A 16,486-nucleotide genomic window follows, 5' to 3' on the forward strand; every position below is an offset into this window, starting at 1 on the left:
TAAAAGTATTGATATTAAAGGGTGGACAGTAGTTTTTACTATAGCCCTTTTTATTATCTTGTCATTGAATATAATTTTAAGACGATCTAAAGATGTAATGGATACATTTTTAAATATAATATTTTATGTTTGAAAAATATTTGTATGCTTATAAAAAAATAAACTTATGCGTAGAAATGTTTTACAATAAACAAGTATATTTAACCGTACTTGTGGTTGTAAAGTATTTGAAGCATAAGTTTATTTTTTGTTCAGAAGCCTACTTAGAGCTATTAAACTAATTTTTTATTAAATATATTTGAAAGACCAGTATTTTTAATTCTATTTTGTATTTCTTCTCTGTCTATGGAATATAGACCTTTTTCTTTCATTCTGTTAAAAAATTCTGCACCAGCAAAAGTATATCTATTTTTTCTTCCTTCTTTAGTGTGTATTTTGGAAGTTGCATAGCTTATGATATCTCCAATAGCTGTATTAGTTGGAAGTGTTAGAGTAGGAATATTGAGTGCACATTTTACGGCATTATGACCGGCAAGAGATCCTGTACATATAGCTTCTGTGTGACCTACAAAGAGACCACTTTTTTCTCCACCGCAAAATAAGTTATCTATGCCATTTACTTTTAAGTCCACAGAAACGGGTGCGATGGAAAGATATCTTATGGAATTTCCCTTACCTCCAGAATACGGATCTATGAATTTGACATTTTCTAGACCTTGTATTTTACGCAACTTTTCTAAAGGATAATAAGATGTCATTAACTTTACATGGCCTGTATCTAAAAGTATTACATTTTGTGCAAATTCTTTTAAAGCATACTGCTGGCATACCTTAGCCTTTAACTTATCCATATTTACATCTTCTTCTGGAACTTTAAGTACTACTGCACCTTTTTCTTCAATTTCATGTAAGAGATTTTTATCTATAGTATCTTTAGCAAGTTTACAGGAACCGCTGAAAGCTCCGTAAGTTCCATCTAATCTCTCGCCGTGAAGATCTTCTACTCCAGCACATTTGCTTATGCTTATTCTAGGTCCGAAGGAAGGACATCTAAGTATGCACATGGAACAGCCGTTACCATATTTTATACAGTTTCCCATAGGACCTGTGGAACCTGTAGTCTCAACAAAGGCATCTGCTTCTTCATAATCTCCATTTGAGGTATATATGCCTTTTATTTTAGTCCCTTCCATTTTTACATCCACTACTCTTGATATTAGCTTTAGTTTTATGCCTTTACTTAAAATATATTTTCTAACAGCTGGTTCGATTTTATTTACATCATAGAGCCAAGCATGAACATGATTTATGGTATTGCAGCAGATTTAGGGAATACTAGGATGAAACTTGTGTACTTTTTCACTTCCCCATAAGTAAACATCAATATCACCTGTATTACCATTCCAACAGATTTTGTCAATTATGTTTTCTAATATGTGCCTTTTAATTGACACATCTTTTATTAGGGCAAAGGATGAATTGAAGTTTTCTAAGGCTTTTTCCATTATATCTAGATCTACATTTTCTTCTTCAATATTTTTAGACTTGTCTAATTTCAAATTTAAATCCTTTATTGTTTTTGCTAAGTTTTCTATTTTATTTAGAATAAATTCAGAAGCAGGGGAGGCATCTGAATTTATATTCGATAATTGTTGCAATAATGTGTTCATTTGGTTACTTTTATCTTCAATTTCTCTTTTTAGCATTTCAACAAAATTATTTTTAATAGAAGAAGTTGATTCATTTTTACGATATTGTAGTTCTTTTAAAAGCTTATTTATATTTAGTTTTTTAATATTTTCAGCAATAGCTTTTTCAATTTTTGGACCGTTGGCATTAGGGTTAGCACATCTGTTTTTTCCAGAATGGGCTTTCATTGTACACACATAATAGTAAGTTCTTTTATTTTCATTTTTTTTAGATCTTCCATAAGAGACACGCATGGGTGAACCGCACAAAGCACATTTTAATATTCCAGATAATAAAGATTTTTTAGATGTTCCCTGTCTTGGACTAGATTTCCTTTTATTTTTATCTAATTGAAATTGCACTTCTAGCCAGGTAGTACTTTCAATAATTCCTTTATGCTTGGCAACAGCAGCAATCCACTCACTTGTACTTCTAGTTATATATTTTGAATTGCGTTTATTATATGTAATGATTCCATTGCCATTAGGTATGCCGCAGGTAGTTATACCTAAGTCTTTTAAATATTTAAAAACTAAATCGTTTGACTTTACATAAACAGGATTTCTAAGAGTATCATTTATTGACATAGATGAGAAGTCTCCACCATTTTTGCCTTTTATGTTATTAGTAAGTAGATATTTAAGAACTAGGGATATAGAACCAAATTCCATGTATTTACCATATATCAATTTAACTTTATCCAATTCCTTTTGTATAGGAGAAAGTTTATGCATAAATTTTTGTTTCATTTCAGAGTTATAATAAGTTACTTTCTTAGAGTTGAAACCAAGGGGAGTTTGACCTCCCAGCCAGCGTCCGGATTTTGCAAGTTCTAACATATTATCTCGAACACGTTCTGCAATAGTTTCGCGCTCTAACTGTGCAAATACAGAAGCTATATATACCATGGCTTTACCCATAGGGGTACTTGTATCAAATTGTTCTTTTACACTTACAAAAGATATATTATGTTTCTGTAATAATTCTAATGTAGTAGAAAAATCAGCAACATTTCTACTAATCCTGTCTAACCTGTAGCATATTAAAAAATTAAATTTTTCTTTTCTAGCATCTTTTAAAAGTTCTTGAAATCTAGGTCTATTTGTATTGCCGCCAGAAAAACCTTCATCTTCATATATTATAAAACTGCTTATTTTCAAATTATTCTTTGCATATTCTTTACATATTTGTACCTGACTTTCTATAGACTCACCTTTGCATGTAAACTTGGATTTTCTGCTGTATACAGCTGCTATCATTTTTTAAAATCACATCCTCAAAAATTAATATAGTCCTATATTAAATTACATGGCCTTAATTAACTTTTTATTCCTTTTTAAATTAAAAATTTTCATCACACAATAAGTTGAGGTGCATATAATATTGTAGGTAAATATGCTTAAAAAATAGCTGGGAGATGTTATTTTATGGCCAAGCTAATAAAAGTAAGAATGCATTATTCAAAAGACCCTAAAATAATGGATGAACTGGAAACAAGAATGGCAAGAGTTTTTGCAAGAGCACTTATAAGCGAATTACGTGTTGAACAAATAGATGAACTCATAAAAACATTAAAAGAAAGACAAACATGGAAGAAATAAATAAGTATAGACATATTGAAAACCATTCAAACTAAAATTAAGAATATGAAAAAAGTGAGTGTACCTTCAGAGGAGGTATAAGATGGAAAACAAAACTAAAATGAGATTTGAAAATATAGAACAGAGAGATAAGCAGTTAAAAGAGTTTAGAACTATAAAATATATTATAGATAAGAAAAATCCTTTAATAGTATGGATATATATTTAAAAAGTAGTAGGGGAGGAATGAGTTTGAGTAAACTATATGAGATTTCAGAGAGATACAGAAATTTGGAAGATTTATTGGACAATCCGGAGTTAGAAAATGCCAAAAGTGATATAGAAAGATCCTTAGATTCAATTAACGAGGAATTTAATGTAAAAGCTGAAAATATTGCTAAAATAATTAAATCGAAAGGTACGGACATTAAAGGTTTGGAGGAGGAAATTAAAAGACTTCAAGATAGAAAAAAAGTAACAGAAAATAAAGTCTTAAATTTAAAAAGTTATTTATTTGACCATATGAAGATATTAAAGAAAGAAAAAATAAATGGTAAACTATTTACTCTTTCAATAAGAAAAAATCCACCTTCTGTTAATGTAATAGATGAAGATGCTATTCCACAAAGGTATAAGATTCCTCAACCATATAAACTGGATAAAACGGCTATATTAGAAGACTCAAAACAAGAAATAAAGATAGATGGTGTGGAAATTAAACAATCCACAAGTTTAAGTATTAGATAGAGGAGGTGAAGCAATATGAATAAGGAGGTACGGCTTTTAAAAGCAGATGAAATTGAAATAAGGGTACAGAGCTTAAAGAAAACTCCAAATGGTGTAGGGTGTGTTTTGCTCTTATATAAAGATGCAAGAGTTGATATGAAAATACTTGATGAAACCTTTGGAATGACAGGGTGGAAAAGAACCCATGAACTTATAAATGGAAGACTATTTTGTAATATAGATATTTGGGATGATGAAAAGAAACAGTGGATTAGAAAGCAAGATGTGGGAGTGGAAAGTTATACGGAAAAAGAAAAAGGTCAAGCTAGTGATAGTTTTAAAAGGGCAGGATTTAATATTGGAATAGGAAGAGAACTTTATACAGCTCCTTTTATATGGATCGGTTTACAGCAGGGAGAATTTGCTGAAAAAGATGGTAAAGTTACTCTGTCGCCAAGGGTACATTTTCAAGTTAAGTCAATAGGATACAATAAGAATAGGGAAATTAATCAGTTGGAAATTCAAGATAATTATTATAGATTAAGATATTCTTTAGGAAAAGCTGCTGGTGACCAGAGTAAAACAGTTACTATAGACAACAAAGACGTAATAAATAAAAATGAACTTCACTGTGAAAAGTGTGGAAACATCATATCGGAAAAAGTAGCAGATTATAGCAATAAAAAATTTGGAAAAATGTTATGTATGAATTGTCAGGTAAATATCAAAGGTGCCCGAATTTTAAGTACGGCAAAATAAACAGAGTTCTTGAAACCATATGGATACTTATTATAGACATGTCAAAACATCCTAGAAGGATGACCTTTTGACATGTTGCTTTTATTTGAATTTTAATAAGATCGCAATACTGTAAGTGGAGCATGCTTATGACCGGGAAAATCTAAATTTTTGTGTCTAGTAAGGCTGTCTGTGATGCTTATTAGATCTCCTGCTCCAAGTGCAGTGATTTCTTCTGCAGCAGTGTATCTGCCGTTATTTCTCATTATTCCTCCTACATTTCCTAGGCCAAGTACCATGTCGGTTTTTTCATATATAACTACATCAGCACCTGCTTTTTTAGCAGATAAAGCTGCGGCACATCCAGACCATCCTGAACCAATTACTATTATTTTCATAAAAAATACCCCCTATAATAATCTTCTACCTTTAAATAAATCTCTTGGATCCATTTGCACCTTACATAGTCTTCTAACTATGTCACCATCATAGTGTTTGGTGCAGCTTGCACATATTCCTTCACCGCAGCTCATTTTGGAATTATTGCAGCAGGAAAAATTTATGGATTTGTTTTTTGAATTGTTCATTTTATCTATAAAATCTATAATTTCATAACTCATTATATCCGGGCCCCCACAGTGAACTAAATTTATGGAATTTTCCCGCAGAATTTTTTTAAGCATTAATTTGAATTTCTCAGAGAGATTTCCCTCGTCTAATATAGTGCAATCTAACACTTTTGATTTGCATTCTTTAAAATAATCCTCATAAAAATTTTCTTTAAATTGTGTGTCAATAATAGATATAACCTTGTTCTTATTGGAATATAATTTTTTCATAACTGGAATAGAAGGAGCAATTCCTATACCTCGGGCTATAATTAATGATGTACCATCTTTAGCATTAGAAATATTTGAAAGTCCCATTATTCCATTTGAAAACGGTCCTCTAAGAAGTATTTTATCGCCTTTATTTAATTTAAAAAGAGCTTTAGTTTTTGTGCCGCTTGATTTTATTGCAACATCTAGGGTATTATTCGTATTATCTGCATTTATAATAGAAATTGGTACGTCGTAATAATTTACACTTTCTTTATTTCTTAAAAATACGAAGCTTCCAGCATTGGATAATTCTCTTACTAGGTTTTCTGGTGCTTCTAAAGTAAACATGCAAAGAGAATCTTCAGCTACTTTTTTGTCTAATATAGGACAATCATAAGTTTTTCTTAAATTTTTTGCTTTTTTACCATTGGAAATATATTGTTCATATATACAAACTCCACACCAGTCTTTGCATTGGCAAAACTCTTCACCGGAAAGTTGAGAGCATAATATACAGTCAAGAGTCTCTGCCAGGTGGCATGGACAATAGTCACTTCCTGCATCAATACAATACATGTAAATAACCTCCGTTGATATTATTATAAAACTATGTACAATATTAGATTATTTTTCAGAATGATTTTTGTTACTTTAAAATGAAAAACTATGTTAGAATAAAAACATTGACTGCTAAATTTAATTACTTAGATAGGGGTGTTTTGTTGAAAAAAGGATACATATATTCCACATTGTCTGCTATATTATTTGGAACTTGCGGAATCATAATAAAAATTGCTTTCTCGGAAGGGGCAAATTCTATAAATATATTGACACTTCAATATATGATGTCAATTCCAATTATGTTTCTAGGCATACTTATAATAGATAGTAAGGCTTTAAAAATAGGGAAAAAGGATTTATACCACACAGCAGTTCTTGGTATAGTGGGTAATACTTTCATGACTATTTTCTATTATATGGCTTTTAATTATCTTGATGTTTCAATGGTTACCATACTGCTTTATACATATCCCGCTATGGTTTTTATTTATTCAGTAGTATTTCAAAAAATGCAGGTAAGTTTTAATAAGATTTTTGCTCTTATTGCAACTTTTATAGGCTGTTTTTTAGCTTTGGGTCTTAACCAGAGCATAAAGACATTTTCAACAAAAGGTTTTATGTATGGAATTCTGGCAGCAGTATTTTATGCCTTTATGAATATATATACGGAGAAAAAAATGGACAAATTAAATCCACTTGCAGTTAACTTTTACTCCATTATATTTTCATTTTTATCATTAATAATTTTTAAGTTTCCAGTGGACGTGTTTAGACAGGATTTGAATGGAAAATTAATTGTTTGCATTATAATATTAGGAGTGTTTTGTGAGATAATACCTTTAACTTTGCTTTACGCGGCAATTAAACATATTGGATCTTTAAAAGTTTCAATAATAGGTAATTTAGAAATACCAACAGCTATGTTTCTTTCATTTCTTATTTTAAAGGAACCTTTATCACTACTTCAAGTTTTTGGAGCAGCACTTGTTATTTATGCTATTTATAGTATAAAAAAAATGGATTGAGTTTTATCTAGTTATCACAGTCATATTAGGTGACTATGATAACTATTTCAGACTGAAAATTGAGATTCATGCATTAATAGACAAAGTATATTAATGGAAGAGAATATTTAGATATGAAAATTACTTTAAAGATTTTTGCTTTTTGCTGTAAGAACAAGCTTTCTTTTCTATAGTATCTAGGGATTCACTTAGACATTCTTCAATAACATCAGGTGTTATTAATATATTTTCCTTTTTCAAATTACCGCCTCCTTTTACTTAATAGACTTAATTATATTCTAGTAAACGGAATATGTCAACTAAATTGTAAAAAAACACATCCTTTTACTGGAACAATATATAGTATATAGTTATATAGCCTAAAATATGACTACGATATAACTAATAATTAAATATTCTGCTGTAATTTTTTTAATATGTAAATACTATAAATAGTAATATATTAAAAATAGGGGGGATATTAGTGAAGAAAACCATAGCTTTCATAATTTCAATAGTTATATCAACATGTGGAGGAGAATTTGTATATGCTAAAACTGCTTATGGTGTAAGTAGAATAAGTGGGGCAAATAGATATGAAACATCTGTAAATATAGCAAATAATTTTAGCAGTGATAAATTGAAAAATGTAATTATTGTAAGTGGAAGTAATTTTCCAGATGCATTAGCAGGCTCTGTGCTTTCAAAAAAAGAGAATGCTCCTATATTGTTAGTAGGAAAAGACGTAAATTCCAGTGGAGATGCTATTAACTTTATAAAAAATAAGTTAAGTAGAGAGGGAACTATCTACATATTAGGAGGAGAATCGGCTGTAAGTGAAAATTTTGAGAGTTATTTTAATTCATTAGGATACAGCAGCATTAAAAGATTAGGGGGAGGAGATAGATTTGGCACAAATTTTATAATTGACAGATACTTAATGACAGCAAAAGCTACTCCAGTAGTTATAGTAAATGCTTTTGGATTTGCAGATGCTTTAAGTGTTTCAAGCATTGCTGCGTCAAAAGGATATCCTATTATCATGACTAATTCATTTAACTTACCTGATGAAACAAAAGAAACACTGAAAAATATAGAGCCATCTAAAGTATTTATTATTGGTGGAGAATCATCAGTAGCAGGTAATATAGTAAGTCAGTTAAAGGAAACTGTCCCATCACTCAATAGTAATGACATAATAAGGATAGGGGGCATGAACAGATATGATACATCCTTAAATGTATGTAAATACTTTAATCAAACTTCAAATGAAGCTGTCATTGCAAGTGGTGAGAATTTTCCTGATGCGTTATCTGCAGGTGCACTGGCTGCAAAAAACAATGCACCAATAATATTAACAGATGGAGCTAATATATCAGATCAAAAACAATATTTGGATGGATCCAAATGTGAAAAGGTTATTTTAGTAGGTGGCACTGGAGCTGTAAGTGAAGATGTACAGGATGCTTTAGAGGGCAAAGCTGTTATTTCAAATGGGGATGCTAAAAAATTGCTGCTTCAGGGTGACGATGCTTTTAAGAAAGTATTAAAAATTAATGTGGATGGAAACTCCTATATGGATGTATCAGGCATAAGCTATGCTCCCGTAACAGATAACATAGGGGAATACAGTTCTATAAGTGAATATTTAAATGAAAACTATGGATTGAACAATTATTATACGAAGGATTTTGTAAGTGCTCTAATAAGTTTTGTATTTAAGGATATTGATGGTAAAGTTTATATGAGATATGGAAATCCTGAACCTGAACTTACTGTTGAAAATTCTGAAGTAGTTTCTAAGAAATATGATGGTAATAAAGCGGATATTACATTAAAGGGTTATTATTATGGAGAGTTATCCTATGCCAATGCCACTTTAGTTTACGATGGAAATAGGTGGCTCATAGATAAGTTTGATAACTGGGGAGTAGAGTAATTTACCTTGCAATAAAAGAAGACTATGAATTTTTTAAATTTATAATCTTCTTTTTATTACAAACTTTAGACAAAATAATCTCTTGAATAAGATGAAAAAGATGTTTATTTATACTATTTTACTTTTATATTTCGGTCAATATCATGTTGAAGACTAGGTATAATAGGGCATACTAGAGCTGTTATATTTATATTATGGTACCTGTATTGATTTTTGATATAGAGAATACTATAATAGCAACTATAGGCAGTTTGGGACGGAAGGTGCTATATTTATGGTGAGTACTTTAGAAAAAGAGCTATTTTCCATAATTGAAAATTTGAAAATTGCAGGATATGTTTCTTTTTATAGTAGATATAAAACAGTATTTTTTATTGCAGTAACCATAGTTGCAGTACTATTATCATTTGTAATTATATTTTATATAAATATAAAAAAAAGAAATTTAATGGAGCAAAGATATAAATTAGCTGCAGAAAGTTCTAACATTGCTATTTGGGAATATGACATAGAGAAAAATAATTTTTTTGCTTCAGATAAGTGGAAAGAAATTACTGGGTACAAAGTTAGTAAAAATGATAATCTTAAGATCATATTAGAAAAATTGTTACCAGATGAAAATAAAAAGATAATGCTAAATTATTTGGAGAATCACCTAGCAGGGATAACTCCTTTTTATGAATGCGAGTTTAAATTAACAACTAAAGGTGGAAAGAAAAAATGGATTTTTATTAGAGCAAAGGCACTTAGGAATGCAAAAGGAAAAGCTTTAAAAATAGCAGGCTATGTTACTGATATTACAGAACAAAAGCTTATACAGGATAAAAATAAATATCTAGGCTATTATGATAGCTTAACAGATCTTCCTAATAGAAAAATGTTTCAAGATAAGCTAAATAAGGTATTGAAAAGCTCTAGTGAAAATGATAAAAAAGGGGCATTACTTTTTATAGATGTAGATAATTTTAAAAGGGTAAATGATACTTTAGGTCATCAATGTGGAGACAAGCTTCTTCAATATGTGGCAAATACATTAAAAAATATTATGGAAGAAGATAATACTGTATTTAGATTAGGCGGAGATGAATTCTTGATAATACAGCATGATATAAAGGATAAGAATGATATTGTAAAAGTTTGTAATAAAATAATATTTGCATTTAAAGCACCATTTAAAATAAACGAAAATTTAATTCATATTAGTGCTAGTATAGGCATCTCCATGTATCCTCAGGATGGGACTACAGCTGATTCTTTACTGAAAAATTCAGATATAGCTATGTATAAAGCAAAAGATTCATGTAAAGGCATATATAAATTTTATAATAGAAGGATGTCTTATGAGGTTTCGAGAAAAGCGGAACTAGAAGAGGGGCTTAGAACTGCTTTAGAAAATAATCAATTTCAGTTATATTATCAGCCTGAAATTGACTGTAAAACTGGAAAAATCAAGGCTATGGAAGCTCTATTAAGGTGGAAAGTTGGGGAAAATGAATTCGTTTCTCCAATTGAATTTATTCCCGTAGCTAAAGACACATCATTAATAGTTCCTATTGGTAAGTGGGTACTGGAAACTGCTTGTAAGCAGCATAAACAATGGTTAGATAAAGGGTATGATTTTGGTATTATATCAATAAATGTCTCAAAGGTTCAATTACAGCATCCCAGTTTTTTTAAAATGGTAAAAACAGTTTTACATGAAAGTAATCTTCCACCAGAGCTTTTGGAAATTGAAATTACAGAAAGTGAAGTTATGCAATCTTTACAGTCTAATATAGCTGCCTTAGAAAAATTAAGAAGACTTGGAATAAGCATTGCTCTAGATGATTTTGGGACAGGCTATTCTTCATTAAATTATTTAAGATTACTTCCTATAAATACTCTGAAAATTGATAAGTTTTTCATTAATCGAATTCATCTTAATTCCAGAGATTGTTCTGTGGTAGATGGCATAATAAATCTATCTCACAAGATGAATATAAGTGTAGTTGCTGAAGGAGTGGAGTTTGTAAAACAATTTCAAATACTTCGATCTATGAACTGCAATAAAGTTGAAGGATACCTGTTTAGTAAGCCTATGCCTGTAGAAAATATTGAAAGTGTGGTTTATTCAATAGGTAAGTTTAATAATATGTTGGTATAAGTTGAATATGATTGTATTTAAATACATTATATTGTTATACAAAAATAAGGACTGTCACACTGAGAATAAATTTTACAACATATTGTATTAGCAAGTAAATTACAAAATAATATGTTGTATGTAAATTTCTTAGTGTAACAACCCTTTTTTTAATAAATTTATTAATGTTTCCCTGTCAATTCCTGTTCTCTCTTAGGATTTGCAAAGCTAGGTTCTGTAGGATTAGGGTCTCCATAGTATCTACCTGGTGTTGAAAGGTCAAAATACAATTTGGAATCTTGGGTTACACCAAAATCCTTATTTGAACCTGTAGACTTAACGTTATTTAAGGCCTCTCTAAATAATGCATTGTGAGCTTCTTCACGATTTAGTAAGAAATCTATTGTCTCACGTACATATTTATCGTTGATTTGGCGATATAGGTATTCATATACTACTTTTGCTCTTTGCTCGGATGCTATATTTGAAAGCAAGTCTGCAACAAGATCTCCTGTAACGGTTACATAATTTGCAGTCCATGGTTCGCCAGAAGAGTTCATTAATACTGGTGCTAATCCACCTAATACATGAGTTTCAATTTCTCCACTACCTACTGAATTGAAATCAACTGAATGACCGTTCAACAAATTTACAGTCTGAGCAACCATTTCCATATGGCTGAGTTCTTCTGAACCAATATCTAAAAATAAATCTTTTATTGCAGGATCATTTACTCTAAAACTCTGTGATAAGTACTGCATGGCAGCCTTGAGTTCGCCATTTCCACCACCTAATTGTTCTTGCATTAGTACTGCATACTGTGGATTAGGTTTTTCTACCTTAACTTCTTTTAAAAGTGGTTTCTCATGTTTAAACATTAGTATATCAACCTCTCCTTCATTTTGTAATTTATATTCATAAATCTAATTTAGTTTTTACAAAATGAACAGATATAATACATCTCATAGTTGATGTAATTTCAATATATAAAAAACTAAAGGAGAAGATTGAATAAAAACGTTATTGGCATTTTTAATTAATATGTTAGGAATTGTATTTAAAAGTTTATCTTATTTGCTGTCTTAAATTTTTAAATAGCTCAAGCATAAAGGCTTGTTCATTAATTATGTGTCTAACTAGTTCCTGCCAAGCTTTATTTGCTTTTGCGAAAGTAAGCAATTGAGGATAAAAAGATAGGGCACGGGTATCGTAATATATAAATTCATCAATTAATTTTTTTATATGCATAGTATATTGAGCAGGATTGGTGCTTGTAGATTTTTTCAGCTGAACTGCATTGTTATATAATTTTAAAAATGCATTGTGAATATTATTTAATCCATCTACTATAGGCTTTGGTAGTTTAATATTAGAAAGGGAAGCCACAGTTTTGAGAAAAATTGGATGGTCACTTGAAATATGAGACCACAGTTGAAGTTCGTTGAAAACGCAAGTAAATTGATTCATGTAAGTGTAACAATACATGAGTTACCTCCTGATAAAATTATACATAATAATATAATATGCAGGTTATTACAAAAAGGTTACTGTAATAAAATTATTTTTAAACAGGCACATTAAGTTTTTTTAAGCATCAGGTGGAGTCAAAACTCAACCTGATACTTAGAAATCTGATTATAATATTTTCTTTAATAAATTAATGTCTGTTATAGGTTTTTTGCAGGTAAAGTTTTCACAAATGTATGTGGTAGTTTTGTTATTGATGTCTATATAGTTTTCTATAATAGGGGAAATAGTGCTCAAATCTTTATTTAAATTGCAGTACAAAATTGAAATTGTAAAAGGATTAAATTTCTCATTTATCATATGAACTACTTGCTTACCTTCCTCAATGTTGCTTCCTGCAGATACAATAATTTGCCTTATAGGTGATTTTGAAAATAAAAGTGATATAAGAGAAAATGAGCATGCTCTTGGAAAGCTATTTATTTCTCTTGAAAAAGCGTCAAATAGCTGTTTAGCTTTATCTTCAAAATCATAACTGCTTGTTAAATGGGACAATCGCAGCAAATTTAATGTGGCTACGGAATTACCAGAGGGAATGGCACTATCATATATTTCCTTTGGCCTTGTAATTAACTTCTCACCGTCATTTCCATATAGGAAGAAGCCTCCATTTTCTTTATCCCAGAAAAGTTTTAATAAATCTTCATTGAGTTCCAGTGCTTTTTTTAGGTAATCTGTGCTGTAGGTTGTTTCATATAATTCTATAAGTCCCCATATTAAAAAGGAGTAATCATCTAGGTAGCCTAAAAAAGAAGCTTCTCCATCACGATATCTTGCAAGGAGACGGCCGTCTGATTTAACTAAGTTTTTATAAACAAAGTCTACAGCTTTTTTGGCAGCTTTAGTGTATTTGGAGTTGTTTAAAACTCTGCCAGCTATTGACATAGCACCAATCATAAGACCATTCCAGGAGGTTAAAATTTTATCATCTTTATAAGGATGTATTCTTTTTTCCCTTTCAGCAAATAATTTCTCTCTGCAGTTTTCTATAAATTGCATATCATCTTCTGGAATAGAACTATTTATTAGATTCAAAATATTTTTGCCTTCGAAATTTCCGCCTTTTGTTACATTAAAATAAGAACAAAATTTGCCACTATCTTCTTCTTGAAGTATATCTTTTATTTCTTCCTCTGACCAGACATAAAATTTACCTTCTTCGCCTTCAGAATCAGCATCTTCTGCAGAGTAAAAACCACCTTCATTTGAAGTCATGTCCCTTAGTACATAACTCAGTATTTCTTCTGATGTTTTACAGTATTTTTTATTACCTGTAGCTTGAAAGGTTTCAATATAGGCTATAATTAAGAGCGCATTGTCATATAGCATTTTTTCAAAATGTGGAACAAGCCATTTTCTATCTACAGAATAGCGGCTGAAGCCAAAACCTATATGGTCATATATTCCACCTTTTCTCATGCAGTCCAATGTTTTTTCAACCATTTCTAAAGCAGAGGAATCTTTGGTTTTGTAAAAATATCTGAGCAGAAAAAGCAAGTTATGTGCTGAAGGAAATTTGGGAAAGTCTCCAAAGCCTCCATATGTAGGGTCAAAATCATATTTGAAATTTAAAAAAGTTTTTTGAAAGATATCTTCATTAATGGTTTCATTAGAGGTTTCATTTGAATTTTTTAGGGAATCTAATATTTGTGTGCTGGCATTTAAAAGTTCACTTCTATTATTTTTCCATGCCTTTTTAATGTAGTCTAAAATAGACATCAACCCCATGAGCCCATCTCTATTATTTTTGGGGAAATAGGTACCTGCAAAAAAAGGTTTTTGATCAGGTGTCATGATAATTGTAAGGGGCCATCCGCCGCTTCCAGTGATGGACTGACATACATTCATATATATACTGTCTATATCAGGCCTTTCTTCTCTGTCCACTTTTATGGAGATGAAGCTGTCGTTTAGCATTTCAGCTACTTCTGTGTCTTCAAAACTCTCCTTTTCCATAACATGGCACCAATGACATGTACTGTATCCTATGGATAAGAATATAGGCTTATCTTCTGACTTAGCCTTTGTAAATGCTTCCTCTCCCCAGGGATACCAGTTTACTGGATTGTGTGCGTGTTGTAATAGGTATGGGGATTTTTCATTTATTAATTTATTGGGTGTATTTGTTAGATTCATAGAATCACCTCCTAAAATTTAATAATAGGATTAGTATACCCAGTAAAATTGCTTTAAGTCCCTAAAAATTAAAAAAAGTAAAAAAGAGAGTAGAGGACTTCTCCCGCTCTCATGCTTTTTTATGTCTTTTCTCAACTTGTATCTATCATGTATAGCATATTAATGCTTTTCATAGCAAACTAAAGAAGTAGATGGACAAGTTTCATATTAACTCGTTTTTAAAGACTCCAATTTTTTTAAATGTTTTTTTGTAGAAAACTGTGAGAAATTGTGAATCTTTAAACTCGTCAGTATAAAATTCTGCAATTTCTTACTTGAAGCTTATTTCACACTATAAACCTACCATTCCAAGAATTTTAAATTCATAATTTTATCTTATATAATCTATAAGTTAAAGTTATGAATTTAAATTTAATTATTACAAATACTTATAATAAATTTAAGAAAGGATGTGTTTAATTATGGAAGCTGCTGTAAGAAATAAGTTATTTGGTAAGGTTGAAGAAATAAAAGCTGATGCTGTTATGGCTCAAATAAAAATGTCTGTTGATGGATGAGCCAACCCTCCTGTCGTTACGTCTGTAATGACAAAAGAAAGTTTAGAGGATGCTGCATTTAAACAAGGTGATAAAGTTGAAGCTTTAATTAAGGCTATTAACGTTGTTTTCGTCAAACAATAACTAATAAAGTCTCGCTCTAAAAAGTATAGTGTAGTTTTTTTGTCCAAAATACCTATTTGTTATATTGCATCACCTTTTTTTAAAATAACGTGAGTTCGAAGAATAAAGATGATAGGAATGAAACTGTTCTTGAAAATTTAACAAACTCACGTTAGTATAATTTTAAATAAGTTATGTAAAAATGTATTCTTATTCAAAGTGACTATGCAATTGGAATTGTTGTAAGTGATGAGAAATTTTTGAATTAGGAGTGCACATTTTAGCAGAAACCTTATACAATTTAGTAATATTATAATAATTACCATCAATGAAAAACTCGCTAAATTGTATCAATATTTAAGTTATTAGATATATGTAATATAATATTGATACAATAGCAAGTCCTTGATTTCAAGGGCTTTTAGTGCTTTTGAGGACTTAATGCAAATCCATATCTTTAATGAATTAAATAGAGTTGAAGACGGTGAATTATATAACATTCGTAAAGACTATAAGGATTTAATAGACCTTGAACAATACCTTAATACTTACTTATTATGCTATAAGGTTGAGAAAAAGAAAATAGTTCTTGATTTTGCCATATTTGATATATATTCCTCGTTGGATGAAAGGGGAATTATAAGAGCTATTAAAGAAATAAATGATTTCTTGGATAAGATTACAGGGATGGACATGCTTGTTAATAGAGTATTTGAAATTAATATCAAAGTTTATGTCTGTAATAAGGATAGAGAGGGTATGTTAAATAAGATGTTAGAGAACATGGAGAATAGATTGTTAGTATTGGTAACTTATGTTATCGTATATCAGATTTTCTCAATATAGGGCAGTTAGAAATAAAGAATCTGAATATTGATAGATTTTTTTGTTAACTATTTGATACAGGTTATATTGGCATAATACCAGAAAAATAAGGGATATAAAAGTTAAAATGTTATAAATTTATTAGAAGAAAGGTACGGA

At 30.2% G+C, this 16,486-nt stretch carries 13 protein-coding genes and 2 pseudogenes; 8 read left to right on the forward strand and 7 right to left on the reverse strand.

Annotation, left to right across the window (positions count from 1 at the left end):
- Positions 1 to 272 precede the first annotated feature (272 nt).
- Together CLAU_RS19350 and CLAU_RS19355 are read right to left on the reverse strand one after the other, a co-directional pair.
- Positions 273 to 1,304 (reverse strand): annotated as a pseudogene (locus tag CLAU_RS19350) (FAD-dependent oxidoreductase); the annotation flags it as partial.
- Positions 1,305 to 1,325: 21 nt separating this feature from the next.
- Positions 1,326 to 2,948 carry a recombinase family protein gene (locus tag CLAU_RS19355; protein WP_023163473.1) on the reverse strand — a complete coding sequence of 541 codons (1,623 nt, stop codon included), beginning with the start codon at positions 2,946 to 2,948 and terminating at the stop codon, positions 1,326 to 1,328.
- 168 nt (positions 2,949 to 3,116) lie between these two features.
- Between CLAU_RS19355 and CLAU_RS20775 the strand changes: the two genes are divergently transcribed.
- From CLAU_RS20775 to CLAU_RS19365, 4 genes are all read left to right on the forward strand, one after another.
- A complete protein-coding gene (locus CLAU_RS20775; protein WP_013238507.1) occupies positions 3,117 to 3,290 on the forward strand; it encodes a hypothetical protein in 174 nt (57 codons plus the stop codon).
- Between the two features lie 82 nt (positions 3,291 to 3,372).
- Positions 3,373 to 3,498: a hypothetical protein gene (locus CLAU_RS21425; RefSeq protein WP_013238508.1), complete on the forward strand. Its 126-nt coding sequence runs from the start codon at positions 3,373 to 3,375 to the stop codon at positions 3,496 to 3,498.
- Positions 3,499 to 3,515: 17 nt separating this feature from the next.
- Entirely contained in the window at positions 3,516 to 4,016 is a 501-nt protein-coding gene (locus tag CLAU_RS19360) for a siphovirus Gp157 family protein (protein WP_013238509.1), read from the forward strand.
- Between the two features lie 15 nt (positions 4,017 to 4,031).
- On the forward strand, positions 4,032 to 4,754 hold the full coding sequence (locus tag CLAU_RS19365) for a hypothetical protein (protein WP_013238510.1): 723 nt from the start codon (positions 4,032 to 4,034) through the stop codon (positions 4,752 to 4,754).
- Positions 4,755 to 4,873: 119 nt separating this feature from the next.
- On the opposite strand, the pseudogene CLAU_RS19370 reads toward CLAU_RS19365, so the two are convergent.
- Both CLAU_RS19370 and CLAU_RS19375 read right to left on the reverse strand, forming a co-directional pair.
- Positions 4,874 to 5,131: pseudogene (locus CLAU_RS19370) on the reverse strand (FAD-dependent oxidoreductase); the annotation flags it as partial.
- Between the two features lie 12 nt (positions 5,132 to 5,143).
- Positions 5,144 to 6,130, reverse strand: a complete 987-nt coding sequence (locus CLAU_RS19375) for a sulfide/dihydroorotate dehydrogenase-like FAD/NAD-binding protein (protein ID WP_013238512.1) — start codon at positions 6,128 to 6,130, stop codon at positions 5,144 to 5,146.
- Positions 6,131 to 6,276: 146 nt separating this feature from the next.
- Between CLAU_RS19375 and CLAU_RS19380 the strand changes: the two genes are divergently transcribed.
- The 3 genes from CLAU_RS19380 to CLAU_RS19390 all read left to right on the forward strand — a co-directional run bounded on the left by CLAU_RS19380 (position 6,277) and on the right by CLAU_RS19390 (position 11,201).
- Entirely contained in the window at positions 6,277 to 7,140 is an 864-nt protein-coding gene (locus CLAU_RS19380; protein ID WP_242832234.1) for a DMT family transporter, read from the forward strand.
- 463 nt (positions 7,141 to 7,603) lie between these two features.
- Positions 7,604 to 9,058 carry a cell wall-binding repeat-containing protein gene (locus CLAU_RS19385; RefSeq protein WP_023163476.1) on the forward strand — a complete coding sequence of 485 codons (1,455 nt, stop codon included), beginning with the start codon at positions 7,604 to 7,606 and terminating at the stop codon, positions 9,056 to 9,058.
- Between the two features lie 274 nt (positions 9,059 to 9,332).
- Positions 9,333 to 11,201: a sensor domain-containing protein gene (locus CLAU_RS19390; protein WP_013238515.1), complete on the forward strand. Its 1,869-nt coding sequence runs from the start codon at positions 9,333 to 9,335 to the stop codon at positions 11,199 to 11,201.
- A gap of 161 nt (positions 11,202 to 11,362) precedes the next feature.
- Here CLAU_RS19390 and CLAU_RS19395 read toward each other — a convergent pair whose 3' ends face one another.
- From CLAU_RS19395 to CLAU_RS19405, 3 genes are all read right to left on the reverse strand, one after another.
- The gene (locus tag CLAU_RS19395) at positions 11,363 to 12,058 is read right to left on the reverse strand and encodes a manganese catalase family protein (protein WP_013238516.1); all 696 of its coding nucleotides are present in this window, start codon (positions 12,056 to 12,058) and stop codon (positions 11,363 to 11,365) included.
- Between the two features lie 187 nt (positions 12,059 to 12,245).
- Positions 12,246 to 12,665 carry a DUF2935 domain-containing protein gene (locus CLAU_RS19400; protein ID WP_023163477.1) on the reverse strand — a complete coding sequence of 140 codons (420 nt, stop codon included), beginning with the start codon at positions 12,663 to 12,665 and terminating at the stop codon, positions 12,246 to 12,248.
- 150 nt (positions 12,666 to 12,815) lie between these two features.
- Positions 12,816 to 14,843, reverse strand: a complete 2,028-nt coding sequence (locus tag CLAU_RS19405; RefSeq protein ID WP_023163478.1) for a thioredoxin domain-containing protein — start codon at positions 14,841 to 14,843, stop codon at positions 12,816 to 12,818.
- A 1,100-nt stretch (positions 14,844 to 15,943) separates the two neighbouring features.
- On the opposite strand from CLAU_RS19405, the gene CLAU_RS20785 reads away from it, so the two are divergent.
- Positions 15,944 to 16,348, forward strand: a complete 405-nt coding sequence (locus CLAU_RS20785; protein WP_023163480.1) for a hypothetical protein — start codon at positions 15,944 to 15,946, stop codon at positions 16,346 to 16,348.
- The last annotated feature ends 138 nt before the right edge of the window (positions 16,349 to 16,486 follow it).

Source organism: Clostridium autoethanogenum DSM 10061, assembly GCF_001484725.1.
Taxonomy (GTDB): domain Bacteria; phylum Bacillota; class Clostridia; order Clostridiales; family Clostridiaceae; genus Clostridium_B; species Clostridium_B ljungdahlii.